The organism is Spirosoma endbachense, from assembly GCF_010233585.1.
GTDB lineage: Bacteria > Bacteroidota > Bacteroidia > Cytophagales > Spirosomataceae > Spirosoma > Spirosoma endbachense.
This window is the reverse complement of sequence record NZ_CP045997.1, coordinates 9,414,720-9,434,035: the sequence shown is the minus strand read 5'-3', so window position 1 is coordinate 9,434,035 and position 19,316 is coordinate 9,414,720. Positions and strand designations below refer to the sequence as shown.

Below are 19,316 nucleotides of genomic sequence, written 5' to 3'. Positions count from 1 at the left end.
ACCTGATGGGTTATTTTCAAATTTGTTAAATCGATGCTGATTAAAGACAAACAAAACCCAATAAACCTCCTCACCCTGACTAATTAACCTGATTCGATACATGAACCGATTTTATAGCAAAGGACTGGCACTTTGGGTCTTTATTCTGGCTCAGGGCTACAGCCAGGCACAGTCTAAAGGCCCCGATCTTCTCCAGCAAAACTTCATCACACCGAACCAGGCGGCCCGCCCCCGCGTGTGGTGGCACTGGATGAACGGGAATATTAGCAAAGGCGGCATTCATAAAGACCTGCTGTGGATGCACCGGTCGGGTATTGGTGGCTTCCAGAATTTTGACGCGGGAATGATTACCCCCCAGATCGTGACCAAGCGCTTGAGTTACATGACTCCTGAGTGGAAAGATGCGTTTCGTTACGCCACCCGGCTGGCCGATTCATTAAAACTGGAGATGGCCATTGCGGGCTCACCGGGCTGGAGCGAGAGTGGAGGGCCCTGGGTAACGGCCAAAGATGGTATGAAGAAATTAGTGTGGCGTGAGATGCGGGTAAAGGGCGGACAGTCACTGAGCGTCAACTTACCCAAACCCCCCGCCACTACGGGCGACTTTCAGAATGTTCCTCTATCAGCGCAGTCTTCCGGTCTGAGTGAAAAACCTCCTACCCCCCCGGAGTATTACGAAGACATAGCGGTGGTTGCCTACCGCCTGCCGGCTGCTGATATTTCGTTAACGGAACTGAATCCAACCATTACCACCAATGACGGCAGCTTCACCCTGGAGCAGCTTACTGACGGAGACCTGGCTACTACCAACCTGTTGCCCAGAGACTCGGTAGCGGGCTACGGCTGGATACAATTTGCGTTTGCCCAACCGCAGACGATAAAAGGGGTTAGTGTCGTGGGAGGAGGAACCCGGTCAGCCTTTGGCATAACCATACAAACGAAAGACCGGAGTCTGGAAGCCAGCGATGATGGCGTCAACTTTCGCCGGATCGCTTTTATTCCGCTCGGTATCATTGCCCAGCAGACCATTACCATTCCGCCAACAAGGGCCAAATACTTTCGGGTGACGTTCAAAAATCCATCAGCGGCTCCTGGCTTCGGGGCCATGATGGGGGCCAGCCGGCAAGCACCCAAGCCACCAGCGGGTACCTCCATTGCCGAGGTTGTGCTGCACCCCGTTACCCGTATCAACCATTTTGAAGAAAAAGCCGGTTTTGCCACCGCCACTGATCTCGCCAGCCATCTGACACCAGCCAGCGCTGATATTATTGCCGAAAGGGATGTGATCGATTTGACCGGCAAACTGAATGCCGACGGAGCCCTCAACTGGACCGCACCAGACGGAAATTGGAAGATCGTGCGGTTTGGTTATTCGTTGACGGGCAAACAAAACCACCCGGCCTCGCGAGAAGCCACCGGGCTAGAAGTCGACAAGCTCGACGGTCGCGCGATCCGGGACTATTTCACAACTTACCTGAACCAGTACAAAGATGCTACCGGTGGGTTGATGGGGGCGCGTGGGCTGCAATACATCGTCACCGACAGCTATGAGTCCGGCCAGAATAACTGGACACCGCTGATGGCGCAGGAATTTGCCAAACGGCGCGGGTATGAGCTACTGCCCTGGATGCCGGTCTTGACCGGCCAGGTTGTGAAAAGCACTGAAGCCAGCGAGAAGTTTCTGTGGGATTATCGGAAAACCATCGCCGAGTTGATCGTCGAAAACCATTATGATCAACTCACGACGATTCTGGCGAAGTACGGCATGAAGCGCTATTCCGAGTCACACGAGAATGGCCGTGTGTTTATCATGGACGGTATGGACGTGAAACGAACCGCAGCCGTACCGATGTCAGCGATGTGGACACCGGGGCCGGGTGGCTCCTCGCTCACGATGGCGCAGGCCGACATCCGCGAATCGGCGTCGGTATCGCACCTGTACGGTCAAAATCTGGTAGCTGGCGAGTCGCTGACATCGATTGGCTTCGGCGGCAATGCCTGGGCCTACTCCCCCGAACGGCTCAAACCCACGGCCGACCTGGAAATGGCCAATGGATTGAACCGGTTCGTGATTCACACGTCGGTGCACCAACCGGTCGACGATAAAATCCCCGGCCTAAGTTTGGCTATTTTCGGGCAGTGGTTTAATCGGCACGACACCTGGGCTGAGCAGGCCAAAGCATGGACCGATTACCTCGCCCGCAGTTCGTACCTGCTCCAGCAGGGCAAGTTCGTGGCCGACGTCGCCTACTACTACGGCGAGGACAACAACATCACGGGTTTATTCGGCGCCAAACTCCCCGACATACCGACGGGTTACAATTACGATTTCGTTAACCCGCACGCGCTCATCAACCTGCTTTCAGTGAAAAACGGCAAGCTCGTTACCCCTTCCGGGATGAGCTACCGGATGATGCATCTGGACAGCAATGCGCGGAACATGTCACTCCCGGTGCTCCGCAAAATCGCTCATTTGGTGAAAAACGGAGCCGTTATCAGTGGGGTGCGGCCGGAGAACTCCCCCGGCATGAATGACGATCCACAGGAATTTACCCGACTGGTGACTGAAGTTTGGGGGAGTAACAAGCCAAATGTGCATACCGGTAAAACGGTAACTGAGGTACTTAACGCCTTACACATTGTACCGGATTTTGAATACACCAAACCGCAAGCCACTACCCAGTTACTTTATGTACACCGTAAGGTAGCGGACGGTGATGTCTACTGGGTAAATAACCGTAGTGACCTACTGGAGACTCTGAAGGTTACCTTCAGAGTCTCCGGTAAAGTGCCCCAGATCTGGCACCCCGAAACAGGCCGGATGGAAGCGGCTTCGTACCGGATAGCGGATGGTCGCACGACGGTTCCCCTACATCTTGCCCCCAACGACGCCGTATTTGTGGTGTTTCGCACATCGACCACTCAGATGTCGGTTACGCTTCCTGAAGTGACCGAAAAAGAAGTAGCTACGCTCGAAGGGAGCTGGAATGTGACTTTTCAATCAAACCGGGGTGCACCCAGAGAGTCTACCTTCGACAAGCTAGCCTCGTACACGGAGAATCCTGACGCAGGAATCAAGTACTTCTCCGGTACGGCTACCTATACCAAAGCCATAACCCTACCCGTCACGGCCAACGGTAAGGGAGTTGAATTGTGGCTCGATTTAGGGGAGGTCAAGAATCTGGCTGAGGTTATTGTGAACGGGAAATCGATGGGTATTGTCTGGAAAAAGCCGTTCCGGGTAAACGTATCGAACACCCTTAAACCGGGCGAAAACAAATTGGAGGTTAATGTCACCAATTTGTGGGTAAACCGATTGATTGGTGACGCGCAGCCGGGCGTAACGAACAAGCTCACCTACGTCACCATGCCGTTTTACCAGGCAAATTCTCCCTTACAATCATCGGGATTACTAGGACCTGTGAAGCTCTTGTCCCGGTAACTAGTCAACTAACAGGTACTATCCATATGGTTAAGAAACCTACTGTATTGCAATGATTTGAGTCAGCATCTTTGCTCAGTTCATTACCATTAACCAACTATACCTCATCGCAATGTCTGTAATTATTGTAGAAAATGTAAGCAAGAAATACGTTATTGATCACAAAAAAGGTAAAGGTTCCAATACGTTACGTGACCTACTCGCAGAAAATGTCCGGCAGTTTTTTGGGGATAAGGAAAAAAAGAATGCTACCCAAGAAGAATTCTGGGCCCTTCGTGATGTAAACTTTGAAATTGAACAGGGGGATCGGATTGGTATTGTCGGTCATAATGGAGCGGGTAAATCAACCCTTTTAAAAGTCCTTAGTAAAATTATTGAGCCAACGAGTGGATCAGTCCGGATTCGCGGCCGGGTAGCCTCGTTACTGGAGGTTGGAGCAGGATTTCACCCAGAACTGACAGGCCGGGAAAACATCTATCTCAATGGGGCTCTGATTGGCATGTCGCGTAGTGAAATCCGTGCGCAATTCGATGCAATTGTCCAATTTGCCGGTATTGAGAAGTTTCTGGACACACCCGTTAAGCGCTACTCATCCGGGATGTATGTTCGTCTGGGGTTTGCCATTTCATCTCATCTCAACGCCGAAATTATGATCCTGGATGAGGTATTGGCGGTGGGCGATGCTGAATTTCAACGAAAAAGTCTGGCAAAAATGCGTGAAAACGCAGATAGTGGTCGCACAATCCTGTTCGTCAGTCACAACCTGACAGCGGTGCAGGCATTTTGCAATAAAACACTGTATTTTGAAAAGGGTCGGTTAATTGAGCAGGGAGAAACCAACCAGATTATTACTTCTTATCTCAGTAAAATTTCTCAATACCGACCCCTGCGCCAATGGGATACGCCCGAAGAAGCCCCTGGCAATGATCTGGTGCGCGTTAAACACATTGAATTGATTCCTGACTATCAGGAGGAGTTAACACACATTGATGTTCGGACGCCCATGAGGTTTCGGTTTGAATTCTGGAATAGGATGGATCGGGCCAACCTGAACCTGTCAATGCACCTAAATTCATTAACTGGCGAATGCATCTTCAACGTAGGCTCACGATCGCAGCCTTACGGCAAAGGGCTTATTGTGGGCGAATGCCAAATTCCGGGTTATTTCTTAAACGACGGGTCCTATACAATCTCGATCATGATTGTAAAAGATACCGTTACGCCTTTATTCACCCTGGAAGAAGGGATTACCTTCGAGGTTAAAGATTATCATGAAGGGATATTAGTAGACGGCAAATGGCCGGGCTATCTCCGACCTCAATTCCCCTTCACCATGGGGATGGTGGAACCTAGCACTTAGGGCTAAGTTTGGGTCAGTTGACCAAAACAGACAAAATCTCTGCTGTCCGTAAACGGCTCGCAGCAATTATCCATTTTGCTAGCCATATTTTTTGTTTATCTCAAGCGAATTTTTTGAACGGCTATCGACAGACTATTCAGCGGTTTTTAACCGATAAAATACGAAAAATTAGAGTCTACGATAGGTTTTAGGCTTATACGGTTCAATGATGCGTGCCTAAATTGAGGATCTGAACGGCCGGGTGACTTCTCAAATATTACTATAATAACAAGTGCCTGAAACACAAATAATAAGATATAATCTATATAAGAATTAAAAGAAAAAAATAAAATCTACTATGGTAGATAATAATGGTATTTTTCTTTTATATTTGTTGTGTCATTATAATATGACCGATTGAGATGCAAGCCAGACCCGTAAGCGTCAATTTCTTAATGACAGGTCTTTGGCTATTTGTTCTGGCGGCTTTATTCCTAGTGCCTAAAGTCATTGTGCCGGTCGTGTTACTAAAGATGACGGGCGGTCGGGCGATGTGTTGAACCCAGACCTGCAGGTCGCCTTTGAGCAGTGTATTCACATGGGTTCCTGTTCTACTAGGGGTAGCAACGTGATGAAATTACCTGAAAGCATTATACCGGTAACATTCGTATCGGCCGGGTGCCGGGTGACCTGTAATGATTTGGAATACCAGTTACGGTGTGTTCATTGGCTAATAGCCGAGCGAGGCTACTTTTTATTTAATCGAATTACTAAATGTAACCTACGCCTGAAATGACACTAACCTAGTACCTGATCCCCACGTCAATGTTTGGTATTGTAGACTGTTTGTAGCCTGCGGAGTAGGCTGATGGGGTGCTGTATGCCTTTTAAAAAGCTTTTTAGTCCAATTTATAAACTATATTATCGTTTTTGTTTATTTAATTTCCTTTTTCATTATGAACAAGCAACTCTATTTTTACTGGTCCAGAAAAGCGTTAAGGCCAATTTCTGGACTCATTTTCTTCCTGATTGTCAGTTGTCAGGTGGCCTTTGCTCAGTCATCTATTCGTGGAAAAGTAACTGACGCTAAAGGAGAATCTCTGATAGGCGTAAGTGTGAAAGTGAAAGGTAGTGGCCAGGGTACGGTCACCGATGCGACGGGTAGCTACCAACTTTCAGGTCTTTCTCCGGCCACAACCCTCGAATTCAGCTTTGTGGGTTTCGTATCGAAAGAACTACTGGTTGGTTCCCAGACGGCAATTAATGTAACGCTGGCCGAAAGTGCGTCCGATTTGGATGAAGTGATCGTCACCGGTGTATTCGACAAGCGGAGCCGGATGGAATCGTCTGTCGCCATATCCGTACTTTCGGCTAAACTCCTTCAATTGCAAGCTCCCCTGAGTGCAGCCGATTTGCTCAAAAACGTACCGGGCGTATTTGTCAACTCGTCGACGGGGGAAATCCGCAATACGGTCAGTTCACGGGGCGTGAACGTGGGCGGCAACGATGTCTCCAATGGGTATTACTATGTATCGATGCAGGAGGATGGACTACCCGTCACCAATGCAACCTACGGCAACTTTGGACCGGATTATTTTTTGCGTCCTGACCTTACCTTGGGTAAGTTGGAAGCCGTTCGGGGTGGCACCGCTTCCATCCTGGGAAATAATGCGCCGGGAGGCATTTTCAATTACGTTTCTAAAGTGGGTGGCCAAACGATGGAGACCCAGGCCCGGGTAAAATATGGCTTGGAAGGCAACGGAAAAAACCCGTATTACCGGGCTGATATGAATGTCGGCGGCCCCTTAAGCAAAGACAAGACGCTCACCTTTAACGTCGGCGGGTTCTTTCGGCAGAATGACGGTGCCCGCTATGCTGGCTATCCGATGAATAACGGCGGTCAGCTAAAAGCAAACGTGGTGAAGCAGCTAAAAAATGGCTCCCTGAAACTGTACGGTAAATATTTAAATGATCACAATACCTTTTTTGAACAGTTGCCAACGGTGGATTTTAACAATCCCCACCTGGCACCCGGCGTCGAGCAAACCAACTCCGTATTGATTCCTCCCGTTACGGCTGACTATACCATCAACCAAACCGGGGAACGAAGCACTTACAATTCCCGCGACAAAATTCACTCGAAAGATCTCTCTATTGGGCTAAATTTCGACCATAGCTTCGGAAAAGGCTGGACGCTGGATAATAAGATTCGCTACGCTTATAAAACCTCGTATTGGAACACTACCTCCATTCCTTACCCATTTGCAATCGATAACGTGACCTTTTACGGGATAAATACGCTGGCGGGCAAACTGGGGACCTATTCGTTCCGTGATTTAGCCACCGGAACCGAACTGGCCAACGTTACCCAGGGTATTAATATCGTAAACGGAGCACCAGCGGGGCTTAAGTTTACAGTCAACAGCAGCAACTTACCCGGTGCCCAGATCCAGAAAAATTCTCTGTTGTTCAACCCCCTGATCGTGTTCGACAATCGGGTGAAGGAAACGATTGAACAACTCACGCTTACTAAGCGGCTTAGCCACATGAGTTTTACCGGTGGCCTGTACTATGCCTACTCTAGTGTCAAACGGCTTAATCCGAGCGGAATCGGAAACATGTTTGGGCAGATGCTAAACCCGCGCCCTCAACCGACGGCCATCGTTTATACTGACATGACGGGCAAGGTCTATCAGGTTACCAACCCGGATGGCATAACAGGGGGCTCGGGCAAAAGCGTGGCTACGAATCTGTTCGATCTAAGCTTAAACCAATTGGCAGGCTTCTTTGGGCATAACTGGGAAGTTACGGACAAACTTAATTTCGACTGGGGCATTCGCTTCGAACGTATACGGGTAAGCGGTACCAACCAGATTGCCTCGGCAACCACGTCCACCGACGGGGGTACGGACAAAAATCCCCTGACGCTCTACGACAATATGGGCGGAGCAATCACTGCGACGGTGCCCTACGACAAAACGGTTAAAACGATTTCCTATTCGGGGGGATTAAATTACAAGTTCAGCGATCAATTGGCTGTGTACGCCCGGTATTCACAAGGCCGTAAAGCGCCAGATCTGGGTTTATATCTCAACGCTCAATCATCCGTCACCGCCGATTATCTGAACCCAATTGCCCAAAGTACCCAACAGTATGAAGTGGGTTTCAAAGCCAAAAAAGACCGGTTTTCGCTCTTCGTTACGCCGTTTTATAGTCTATTAGGCAACGTACCTCAGCAGGCTCTTGGTCAGGAATCAGCCGATGTAACCTCCACCTACACGACCCCAGTGCTTTACAATAAGTTTGAAACCAAAGGGGTTGAAATTGAGGGGAATTACAGCCTAACCAAAGAGTGGAGTGTTCGAGCTGTCGCTACGTTCCAGAAATCAACGGCCGTCGACTTTAATACCTGGGTGCTGAATGGTAATGGACGGGCTGACGATCAGATTCAAAGCTATTCTGGCAATGAAACCGATTTTTCGCCCCGCCAGATTTTGCGTATCTCCCCAACGTACACCTCGGATAAGTTGTACGGTTCGATTGACTGGACATACATTGGTCGGCGGGCCGGTAACGTAGCGGACGTGTTTTACTTACCGGGTTTTGACCAGACCAATTTGAATGTAGGCTATAACGTTTCCCGCAAATTCCAACTCCAGGCCAACGTTAACAATGTATTCAATCAGAATGGGATCATGGGTTGGTCAGCGCCGGGTGGTTTTCCTGCATCACTGAACACGCAGGGCTTTACGAAGGCCCAACTGGAAGCTAATCCCAATGCTGTGTATTTCAGCCTGAGTCTGCCTCCCCGCTCCTACTTTTTGACAGCGACCTACACTTTTTAAAAAATAGTCCGTCCTTCAGAGGCTATCCTTTCAGTCTCTACACGGCAAAATTAGTCACTCAAACCAACTCGTTTTATATGAAAATGATCAGTAGTGCAATCAGTGTTTACCTCGTGGTGTACGCACTATTTTGCCCCGCAATTGGTTTCGGGCAGAAGGCTCCCGTTCAGCAAAAAAATTATGCCCTTACGCCGAAGCTGCCACCGCCACCCAAGCCAGAAGCCTTCACCGTCTCGACAATTCCTTTGCCCGATAGTGTCCTCGACGCCGTTTTGGTCAATTACCTTCCTGATGCCAAACACATCGTTATGGAGGTTACGCTGGCGGGCGCAAAAAAATCGAACCTGGCCGTTATGAAGGACGACGGCAGCGAATTCAAATGCCTGACCTGCAACCTGAAAGAGACTATCGGCGGAGAGATGCCCGTACCGCTGCCGGATGGTAAGCGCGTTTACACGCCAACGGGTATTCTGGAATGTAGCCCATCCATTCTGGATTGCAAACAGGCCCGGATTCTCCCCCTGGTCTACCCGACCATTCCGGGCGGGAAAACGATTGCCCGGATTGCCAGTAACATGTCGCAGGATGGCCTCCATGTAGCCTACACCCTGCTGGTAACCAGACCGATGCCAGGGGCACTGGTACTGGTTAGCGAGTTAACCCGCATATCGGACGAAAAAGGAGAGCGTTACGAACTGACCAAAACAAAAGTTATTGCGGGCGATAAGACGGCTCTGCCAGGGGCACCTGATTTCCGGCCCTTCTCCTTTGGCGGGGGCGAGGTAAAAAGCTTTGCCGGCATGGGGCAGTATCTGACCACCATCAGTGCATTTGAAGCGGGTAACTTCGACATTGCCAAAATCGACCTGACGACCGGTGAGGTTAGTCGGTTCACCCGGCATTATAGTTATGATGAGGGAGTATACCCTTCTCCGGACGGCAAGTGGTTTATTTTCCAGTCTCACCGCCACACGACGCGCATGGATGCCTTTAGTCTGATTCCCCGCCCGCTCATTGTCAATAATGCGCTGGCACCGGGAGTTGCCGAATGGCGGAACGAAGAAATTGAGGGCTCAAGGGATGCCCGGCGGTATTACGGCCTTACGATGACCGACCTGTATGGTGACCGGGCCCGATTATCCGGGGAGGGATATACCGGCCAGAACCTGACAACGGCAACGGATAACCTGACCCAATACAATCATTTTGGTAATTTAACCTGGCATCCCAGCAGTACCAGGGGGATTTTCTGGGAGCAGAAAGACCCGCGACAGGTCAAAAAAGGGGAAGCCTGGGGCCGTCTACGCATGATTACGTTCACGGCCAGAAAACCAACCACTCCGCTTAAGATCGTGACCCCGACGATGGACTGGGCCATTAATTTAGAGGACATCAAGCCGCTGGATACATCCAAGCAAGCCGAAGGAAAACTGGTTGGACTCGTTTCGGGGTACGCCAACATAAGCACCCATAAACCAACCTCACCCTCTGGAGAAACGGTCCTTAAAGTCGAATACGTAAATTTTTCCGATGATGGCCAATATGTGCTGAATGGGTCCGAAACGATCAGTAAAAAAACGTTTTGGGACGCCACCTGGAACGCCGACATCCAGGTAACGGGGAAACACAAAGGGTTTCTTAAAGTCGACAACGCGAAGTTTACCGGCAGAAGTCAGGGATCAGGTACCATTCGGACGCAATTGGACGACCGGAAAATTGAGGTCAATCTGTCCAAGGGCCTGCCAACTGGAGTACCGGGTGAACTTCGATGAGTTCCACTACGAATGCTGATGACGCTCCCAGGTGTCATCAGCATTCGTAGTGAACGACAATCCCTACGTGCAAGCACGTATATAGCTCGGTAGCCAACAAGTGAGTAGGGGTTAATTAAGTTCATTCTAAAAAGATAATCATGCAACTAGCCAATAAAACGATTGTCGTAACGGGAGCCGGGGGCGGTATTGGCCGGGAGTTATGCCTGCAACTGGTGCAACGGGGTGCCAACGTAGCGGGGGTAGATATCAACCTCGCCACGCTTGATGAAACGGGTCGCCTGGCCGGGGTCGGTCGGGACCGTTTTGCCGGATTTCAACTGGACATTACGGATGGGGAGAAGGTAAGCTCATTACCAGCCGAGGTGCTTGCGCACTTCGGTGTGGTTGACGGGCTCATTAATAATGCCGGGATCATTCAACCCTTCAAACTCGTCAATGACCTGTCAATGGACGCTATCAACCGGGTAATGGCCGTCAATTTTTACGGTACGCTCTACCTGACCAAAGCGTTTTTGCCCCACCTGCTGGAACGCCCCGAAGCGCACATCGCCAATGTATCGAGTATGGGTGGATTTCTGCCGGTGCCGGGTCAGACGGTCTACGGGGCCGCCAAAGCCGCTGTCAAACTGCTCACCGAGGGGCTATACGCCGAGCTGAAGGATACAAACGTGAAGGTAACCGTCATTTTTCCGGGTGCCATTGCCACTAACATCATGCAGAACTCGGGTCTGGATGTCCCCAACGCTGATGCCGGTAGCGACTCCCAATTCAAAACCCTGTCAGCCCGGCAAGCCGCGGATCAGATGTTGGCGGGTATTGAAAAAAATCAGTTCCGGGTTGTAATCGGTCAGGATGCCCGGGCAATGGATAAACTGTATCGGCTTAATCCAAAATACGCAGCTGATCTGATTCAAAAGAAGATGCGTTCTTTGCTGCGCTAACTGGACACCGTATTACACTTTGGCTACTATCCACACCACAAACCCGAGTTGAAATGGTAACTAATTTTATTTATTAGACTATGTAAACGGCTTTTGATTAAGTACTTCTCTCAAGATCAACTTGAAAAAAAGCGTTCATTTATACCTCCGAATAAATCCTGGCAATACAAAAAATTTCTTGTTGGTAATACGCGTATACCAGCCAGAAATAAGTGGGCAATACTGCGTTTGTGGCTAGTGATGCATCTGGTCTACTGGTCCAGCTTATTATACGTTTCATCATCAACAGGCTCTAACCATTCCGGTTTACCGGCTGTGATGGCGATATGTTCAAACCAGCTGTCTTTGGTCGCACCATGCCAGTGTTTAACCCCATCATGAGTAACAATTACATCACCCGCTTTAAGAGACTGAGCCGGTTTGCCTGCTTCCTGGTACCAGCCTTCGCCCCCCGTTACTAATAAAAGCTGGAAACCATCCCGATGAATGTGCCAGTTATTACGGCATCCCGGTTCAAAGGTTACATTCCCAACGCTAACACTCACTTGGGGATCAGCAATTAACGTTTTCAGGTAACTCTGGCCCACAAAATACTGGGCATAGGCGTCGTTTTTCTCACCTACAGGAAAAATAACGCCGTCTTTTACGTCTTCGTGTTTTGCCATTGTCGTGTCTCCTAATTTTACCAGGGTTGAGTGGTTGGTCCAATGGTGAACTCACTAATATTGGTATCGTCTGGTTGTTCAATCGCGAAGGCAACCACGTTGGCAATTCGTTCCGGTGAAATGCCATGTTGTTTGTATAAAGCCGTCATCCCCTCGGAAGTCGTCTTATCCGTAATCGTATCCAACAATTCGGTGTTAATAGCGGCTGGATAAATCGTTGCGGTGCGGATGTTGGTGCCTTCTAAGGCCGATTCTATCCGCAACACTTCCATTAAATCACGTACCGCCCACTTGGTGGCGCCATAAACCCCGCTGCCTGGGTATGCTTTAAGGCCAGCGACGGATGAGGTGGTAATAATGTGGCCAGACTTTTGCGCGGTAAAGGTTGGCAATACCGCTGCAATTCCATTTAATACTCCTTTGATATTGACATCAATCATCGTTTCCCACTCGTCCGTTTTTAAGGCGGAAAGGGGGGAACTGGGCATAATGCCAGCGTTCAGGAAGATCACATCGACACGGCCATACGTGTCTTTGGCCAGTTGAACCAGTTGCTTAGTATCGTCCGCATTAGCTACATCGATCACTTTATAAATAGCTTGTTCGCCATTTGCTTGAATTTCCTCTGCTAATTTTGCCAAACGATCTTCACGCCTGGCACCCAGTACAACTTTTGCCCCTTTGGCCGCCAGTACTTTTGCTGTCGCTTCACCAATACCGGATGAAGCTCCCGTAATAATGACCACTTTGTTTTTAATAGTTGACATAATGAATCGTTTTTTACTGTTCAAGGGTAATTCCGTTTACACAAGCCAATGCGTTACTGTTCGGGAGAAATCCACATAGGGAAGGCAATGGCCATCTGTACGGCTAATCCTTTTTCTAGACGGGTTACTTCCTTTACCAGCTTTGGGTTTTCGATAGGCAGCGATAAATTCTCTTCGTTGATTATCGTATTGACTTCGTTGAACTCATTTAACGTTCTAGAAAAATTGATATAGGGAGTACTACGAATGGTTTTAGATCAAGATTTTTTGACATACCTATCCCATCCAGGAATAGCCCCGGGATCGACTTCATCCGTTTTAATCAAACAATGGAAAGCTTTATTTAGTCGGCTTGCGCGCGTCCAGGACCTTGGTCAGAACCTGCTGAACCGTATTGGCCTGTTGTTTTCCGACGCTGGTTTCAATCAGCGAAATCATCGCTTTCAGTTGCGATTCGCTGAGGCCTACCTGCAGGCCGGCTCCCAGGTGAAACTGCAACTGAGACTCAACACCGGCCATACTGGCAAGGCTCGAAATGGTTACCAGTTCCCGCTGTCGGTAGGTTAGCACGTCACGGCTGAATATATCGGCAAATAAGTGTTCTTTCAGAAAGGTATCGATGACTGGCGCGAAGGCATTGGCACCACTTTGGGCCGTTTTGTCCGGCTTGCCCATCAGGACTTCCAGCATTTTTTGGCCAACAGTGTACTTATTGGCCGTCGGGACTATTGGCGAAGCGTCTTTTCCCAATGAGTCGTTCTTACCCGCAGCTTTCCGTTGGTCAACAACGCTCATCAACGCATTGATGCCATTCAGGCTACGGGGAAAGCCGCAGTAGGCATAGAGTTGCACGAGCACTTCCTTAATTTCATTAATCGTCAGACCAGCCTCAAGCCCGGCGTTCAGCGCTTGTTTGAGCTTCGGAATGTCGCCCGTGGTAGTTAGCGCCGAAATAGTTACGATAGACTGCTGTTTGACATCTAAAGGTTCGGTAGACTTGGTTTGCGCGTGCATCGGGTAATTTATACTGACGAATAAGATGAACAGAATCAATACCAGAAGGGGTAAACTCCTCAGAATCCTAAAGGTTGATGTGACTTTATAATCGTGCATAACTGTATGGTAGCCACTTTTAGCTGTTAAACAGACAATTTCGGGACACCATTGGCCAACTTGACTTGTCTGATAGTTGGTTCTTAAGTGGACTAAGCCTGACCAGATCGCGAAACCTGAACTGCCACTAGCAGGTGAATAAAGGGCGAGGTTTCGCGATCTGGTCAATGTCTCGAATAATGATATCCTAGATAGATCGAAAGAGACTAGCTTGTCAGCTTACTTTTGGTCATATTCCTCATTCGTGACGGGCTGTAGCCATGTGACAATGCCTTTCTCCGTATTCGGAATAATATACAGGTGAGTCATCTTACTACTGGGGCTGGCTCCGTGCCAATGAACCACATTCGGCGGGCATTTAACCACGTCACCTTTCCGAATCACTTGCTTTGGTTCCCCTTTAATCTGATGATAGCCAATCCCATCCGTAACAATGAGGATCTGCCCGGCCGGATGAGAATGCCAGTTCGAGCGCGCACCCTTCTCGAAAGCCACACTGCCGGAAATAGTCGTAAAGATCGAGTCATTGGGGACAAGGCTCGTCACCCAAACGGTCCCCGTGAACGTGTCGGCGGGGCCTCGCGTTGCTGCCTGCGGACCCGTAACGATGTTAGCACGCTGACCCAGGATAGGTATACTAGCCATCAGGAAGACCATTAGCAGGAGACTATAGCGGCCTTTACTGACCATTTTCGAAGAGGATGCCAGATGTCCTGAAACGTGGGTTGTTCTGGTGGGGATCGAAATTTCCAGGATCGTTTGATTAGTTTTCATTGTTTCAATTACAGTGTCTTCACAACCTTTGCCGGTATGCCAGCAACAACGGTATTGGCTGGTACATCCCGACTTACGACCGCACCAGCGGCAACGATGGCGTTTTCACCTACGGTTACGCCGGGTAAAATAGTGGCCCCCGCCCCAATCCAGGCATTGCGTTTAATTACAATCGGCCGGGGAATTAACGTAGTTCGGTCGGTCGGGTCCAGCGGGTGGTTTTCAGAGGTCAAATTAACCCTCGGGCCAATCTGGACATCATCCTCAATCGTGATGCCGCCAATATCCAGAAACGAGCAGGCATGATTGATAAAGATGTTTTTGCCGAGCCGAATGAACTGGCCGAAGTTGGTATAAAACGGAGGAAATATCGTCGTCGACGCATCGATCCTAGTTCCGATTATGGTACTCAACTGGCTGCGTACCTGATCGACGCCCGTTGCCGTGGCATTCATCTCGACACATAGCCGGATGGTGCGAGAAACGACCTCGCCAAATTTGGTGTACTCCGGATCGTCCTTGCGTAGGAGTTCGCCGGCTAGCAGTCGTTGAAAAATATCGTTATTCACTTTTTTACTCAGCATTTTTTTTACTCAATAGGCCGCTGATTTTTAGGCTCAATAGGATTCAACTGATTTTTTCTGAATCAGAACGGATCATAGACATACTAAAAATCAGCGGTCAATTCTTTTTTTAAACAGTACGTAGCAACTTGTCTGGTGTAATAGGTAGGTCACGAACGCGCTGACCGGTCGCGTTGAAAACGGCATTGGCCACGGCTCCGGCAAAACCGATCAGGGCAATCTCGCCCATCCCTTTGGCACCCATCGGGTTGATAATCGGATCGGGCTTGTCGATCATGATCGTTTCAATGGCGGGTACGTCGGCGTGAACCGCTACGTGATAATCGGCCAGGTTGTTGTTCACAAACCGACCGAATCGGTGGTCGATGACCGCTTCTTCGGTCAGGGCCATGCCGATGCCACCTGCTACCCCGCCAATCATCTGACTGGCCGCCGTTTTGGGGCTTACGATACGGCCTGAATCGGCCACGCTAACCGCTTTGGCGACGCGCACCACGCCCGTCAGCGGATTGACGCGCACCTGGACGAAATGCACCGAAAACGAATACATCGAATACTTCTCCTGTTCCGGACTACCTTTCGAATCCCGAGTTTTGTCAATAACCGTCAGGTTGTTGGCCTGCATCAGCTCGCGTACGGCTATTTTTTTGCCTGGTTCCTTCTCGACCGAAAGCACCCCATCGGCCAGCGTCAGTTCGTCGGCCTGTCGACCAGCTAAGGGAGCACCCGCTTTGAGGGCCAACGCCATCAGGTCGTTTTTGACGCTTGTACAGGCATCATAAACCGCCGACCCCACCGCTGAGACGATGGCTGAGCCACCCTGCGTGGGCGCTTTGGGCAACGACGTGTCGCCGTATTCGACCTTGATGCGATTCATAGGCACGCCCAATACGTTATGCGCAATCATGGTCAGAGCTGTTCCGGTGCCTGGCCCAATGTCGGTCACGGCACTCTGAATAGTCAGTGATCCATCGGCTTTAAACAGAGCGCGGGCGCTGGCCTCCCAGCGGAAGGCGCTAAAAACGCCCGTACTCATGCCGTAGCCAATGAGCCAATCGCCGTCGCGGGTGCTGCCGGGCTGGTTCTTACGCTCTTTCCAGCCAATGGCGTCGGCCCCCCGCTGATAGGCTTCTTTGAGATTTTTGCTTGAATAGGGCCGGTTCCGTTCCGGATCGGTTTCGCTGTAGTTACGCAGGCGGAACTCGATTGGATCGAGGTTCAGTTTATGGGCCATCTCGTCCATGGCCGACTCCAGCGCAAACGCACCAGTGGCCTCACCGGGACCCCGCATCCAGATGGGTACGCTCCGGTCAAGCCGCACGATGCGGTAGCGGGTGCTCACGTTGGGGCAGGCGTACATGAACTTGGTCATGTTGACGGTCGCTTCAGTAAAGTCTTCGTAGCTGGCCGTTTCGGCGGTAGCCGCATGCGCGATGCCGATTAGTTTTCCGTCCTGGTCAGCACCCATGTTAATTGTCTGCACCGTATACGGCCGGTGACCCACCAGCGTAAACATCTGACTCCGGTTCATCACCAGTTTCAGAGGCCGATTGATTTTGCGGGCAATCGCGACGACCGCCGTTTCCTGCGGCCAGGTACGTAGTCCCATACCAAAACCTCCTCCCATGAACTCCGTATGCACGTGAATATTCTTCGGGTCCAGTTTAAAGGCTTGCGCCATGGCGTTTTGCGTAGCATTCACACCCTGCGTTTTGGCATAGATCATTAACTGCTTGTCGCCCGTCCAGTGGGCCAGAATGCCGTGCAGTTCCATGGGGTTGTGCACTTCCACGGGAATCGTATAGTTGGCTTCCAGGGTGACCGGAGCGGTTTTGTAGCCGTCGGCTGTTCCCCGCAAATAATTCCCTCCATCGGCTCCCCTGGGCGCCACACCTTCCGACACGTGTTTTTGCAGATTAGTGCGGGCTGTTTGTTTCGTATAGGTCGCTTTGACGAGTGAAGCTGCGTACGTGGCCCGTTCGTAACTGTCGGCTACTACCATGGCGATAGGCTGCCCATCGAACAGGATTTTGGGACTGCTTAGAATCCGGTATGTCTCCTCCGTTTTTGGTTTAGGGGGCGGCCCATCGGCTTCACCGCCAACGGGGGCATCCCAGCCCGGGATAGGTGGCATATTCTGGTGCGTAAATACACCCAGTACACCCGGTGCACCCTGCGCTTTTTTGGTATCAAGGCTAGTGATAGCTCCTTTGGCGATCTCGCTGCCGACGATGACACAATACGCCGTATTGGGTAGTTCAAAATCGGCGAAGTATTTGGCCCCGCCGGTCACTTTCATCCGCCCGTCGATTCGATCAATCGGTGGATTTTTTAAGTCTTTCGTCATGATCAGGCGGTTTTAGTGGCGGTTTTTAGGGCGTCAACAATCGAGTTCGGGGCCAGCGTTAGCTTGAAATCATTCTCACCGTAGCCTTTCGCTCCCTGCATGGCCAGCGAGGCCGCCTGTTTGAAGTTAGCTTCCGTGGCGGGTTTGCCTTTGAGAAATTCCTCAGCCGCCGTCAGTCGCCAGGGCTTGTGTGCCACCCCACCCATCGCCAACCGAACGTCCTGAATGGTTTTGCCTTTCATGTCCACTCCAACGCCCACCGATACCAGTGCGAAGGCATACGAGGCTCTATCCCTCACTTTCAGGTAGTGTGAATTATCCGCGAACCGGTTCGTGGGTAGATCGACCGACATAATCAGTTCGCCGGGTTGCAGCGTGTTATCTTTCTGAGGAGCGTCGCCAGGTAGCCGGTGAAACTCACTGAACGGAATAGTACGGTCGCCCTTGGGTCCCGACACGTTCACTGTCGCATCCAGTGCCACCAGTGCAATGCACATGTCGCTCGGGTGAACGGCAATGCACTTTCCCGACGCTCCAAAAATGGCATGCATTCGGTTGTGGCCACCAATGGCTCCGCAACCGGTTGGCCCATTGGCCTGCCCTTTGTCGGGACCAGCCTGAACGGGGCTTCGTTTATTGCAGGGCATCGACGTGTCGTAAAAATACGGGCAACGGGTGCGCTGCATCATGTTACCACCCACCGTGGCCATATTCCGGAGTTGCGCTGAAGCGCCCGCGTTCAGGGCCTGCGACAGGAGTGGAAACTGCTTCTTCACCAGTTCGTTATCGGCTACGGTTGAGTTTTTGGCCATGGCCCCGATCCGCAGACCATTGGCCATTTTTTCAATCGTCGCCAGGGGCAACTTGTTGATGTCGACCAGCCGTTCAGGAATGACGACCTCACGCTTCATCAAGTCGATGAGGTTGGTGCCGCCCGCCAGAAAGTAGGTGCCGCTTTCCTTTGTAATCGCCGAAATCGCGGCTTTTTGGGTCGTAACCCGCGTAAACTGAAACGGATTCATACCTTAGCTCCTCCCTTTTTTACGTCCATGATCGCATCGACAATATTGGCGTACGCTCCGCACCGGCAGATATTGCCGCTCATGTACTCGCGGACCTCGTCCGGCGTGTTGGCGTGCCCCTCGCGGATGCAGGCCACCGCCGACATGATCTGGCCGGGGGTGCAGTAACCGCATTGGAAACCGTCGTGCTTGATGAAAGCCGCCTGCATGGGGTGCAATGGAGCCGTTGCCGGGTCGCCGTCAGTTAGGCCTTCGATGGTCGTTACGGTGCTGCCTTCGGTGGTCATCGCCAGTGTCAGGCACGCGTTGACCCGTGCCCCGTCGACATGGACCGTACAGGCTCCGCATTGGCCGTGATCACACCCTTTTTTAGTGCCGGTCAGCTGAAGTTGTTCGCGCAGCAGATCGAGCAGGGTAACCCGCGGCTCGATGGATAACTGCCGCATCGTCCCGTTGATATTGACGTGAAGTGGCATTTGCTCAAACGCAGTGGCTACTTTCTCATCTAATCCGTTGTTGACTGCGGCCATAGCGGCTGGCGGAGTCATGACCAGCGCGGCCAGCGCAGAAGACTGCTTTAGGAAAATCCGTCGGGATGACGTTGAGTTGCCTAACTCGCTGTCCATGTCTTCAGTATCATTCATATAACAAGTTTTTAACGTGAGCAAACTACCGTTGGTGGCCTGGAGGCCAATACTTGAA

Annotated in this window: 13 protein-coding genes; 5 read left to right on the top strand and 8 right to left on the bottom strand. The window is 50.8% G+C overall.

Annotation, left to right across the window (positions count from 1 at the left end; all coding sequences use genetic code 11):
• The first annotated feature begins 100 nt into the window (after positions 1-100).
• The 5 genes from GJR95_RS37930 (at position 101) to GJR95_RS37910 (ending at position 11,342) form a co-directional block, all read left to right on the top strand.
• Positions 101-3,442, top strand: coding sequence for a glycosyl hydrolase (locus GJR95_RS37930; RefSeq protein WP_162390818.1), 3,342 nt, complete (start codon positions 101-103; stop codon positions 3,440-3,442).
• A gap of 112 nt (positions 3,443-3,554) precedes the next feature.
• On the top strand, positions 3,555-4,802 hold the full coding sequence (locus GJR95_RS37925) for an ABC transporter ATP-binding protein (RefSeq protein ID WP_162390817.1): 1,248 nt from the start codon (positions 3,555-3,557) through the stop codon (positions 4,800-4,802).
• A 935-nt stretch (positions 4,803-5,737) separates the two neighbouring features.
• Positions 5,738-8,626 carry a TonB-dependent receptor gene (locus tag GJR95_RS37920; protein WP_162390816.1) on the top strand — a complete coding sequence of 963 codons (2,889 nt, stop codon included), beginning with the start codon at positions 5,738-5,740 and terminating at the stop codon, positions 8,624-8,626.
• Between the two features lie 77 nt (positions 8,627-8,703).
• The gene (locus GJR95_RS37915) at positions 8,704-10,398 is read left to right on the top strand and encodes a TolB family protein (RefSeq protein ID WP_162390815.1); all 1,695 of its coding nucleotides are present in this window, start codon (positions 8,704-8,706) and stop codon (positions 10,396-10,398) included.
• A 140-nt stretch (positions 10,399-10,538) separates the two neighbouring features.
• A complete protein-coding gene (locus tag GJR95_RS37910; RefSeq protein ID WP_162390814.1) occupies positions 10,539-11,342 on the top strand; it encodes an SDR family NAD(P)-dependent oxidoreductase in 804 nt (267 codons plus the stop codon).
• Positions 11,343-11,593: 251 nt separating this feature from the next.
• On the opposite strand, the gene GJR95_RS37905 is transcribed toward GJR95_RS37910, so the two are convergent.
• From GJR95_RS37905 to GJR95_RS37870, 8 genes are all read right to left on the bottom strand, one after another.
• Positions 11,594-12,007 carry a cupin domain-containing protein gene (locus GJR95_RS37905; protein WP_162390813.1) on the bottom strand — a complete coding sequence of 138 codons (414 nt, stop codon included), beginning with the start codon at positions 12,005-12,007 and terminating at the stop codon, positions 11,594-11,596.
• A gap of 17 nt (positions 12,008-12,024) precedes the next feature.
• Complete coding sequence (locus GJR95_RS37900; protein WP_162390812.1) at positions 12,025-12,774, bottom strand: SDR family oxidoreductase; 750 nt, start codon at positions 12,772-12,774, stop codon at positions 12,025-12,027.
• Between the two features lie 339 nt (positions 12,775-13,113).
• On the bottom strand, positions 13,114-13,887 hold the full coding sequence (locus GJR95_RS37895) for a carboxymuconolactone decarboxylase family protein (protein ID WP_162390811.1): 774 nt from the start codon (positions 13,885-13,887) through the stop codon (positions 13,114-13,116).
• A 219-nt stretch (positions 13,888-14,106) separates the two neighbouring features.
• On the bottom strand, positions 14,107-14,661 hold the full coding sequence (locus GJR95_RS37890; RefSeq protein WP_232540993.1) for a (R)-mandelonitrile lyase: 555 nt from the start codon (positions 14,659-14,661) through the stop codon (positions 14,107-14,109).
• Positions 14,662-14,669: 8 nt separating this feature from the next.
• Positions 14,670-15,245, bottom strand: a complete 576-nt coding sequence (locus tag GJR95_RS37885; protein WP_162390810.1) for a DapH/DapD/GlmU-related protein — start codon at positions 15,243-15,245, stop codon at positions 14,670-14,672.
• A 109-nt stretch (positions 15,246-15,354) separates the two neighbouring features.
• Positions 15,355-17,592: a xanthine dehydrogenase family protein molybdopterin-binding subunit gene (locus tag GJR95_RS37880; RefSeq protein WP_162390809.1), complete on the bottom strand. Its 2,238-nt coding sequence runs from the start codon at positions 17,590-17,592 to the stop codon at positions 15,355-15,357.
• 2 nt (positions 17,593-17,594) lie between these two features.
• Positions 17,595-18,614, bottom strand: coding sequence for an FAD binding domain-containing protein (locus GJR95_RS37875; RefSeq protein ID WP_162390808.1), 1,020 nt, complete (start codon positions 18,612-18,614; stop codon positions 17,595-17,597).
• Entirely contained in the window at positions 18,611-19,258 is a 648-nt protein-coding gene (locus tag GJR95_RS37870) for a (2Fe-2S)-binding protein (RefSeq protein WP_162390807.1), read from the bottom strand. Before GJR95_RS37870 ends, GJR95_RS37875 begins: the two co-directional genes overlap by 4 nt.
• Positions 19,259-19,316: the final 58 nt, after the last annotated feature.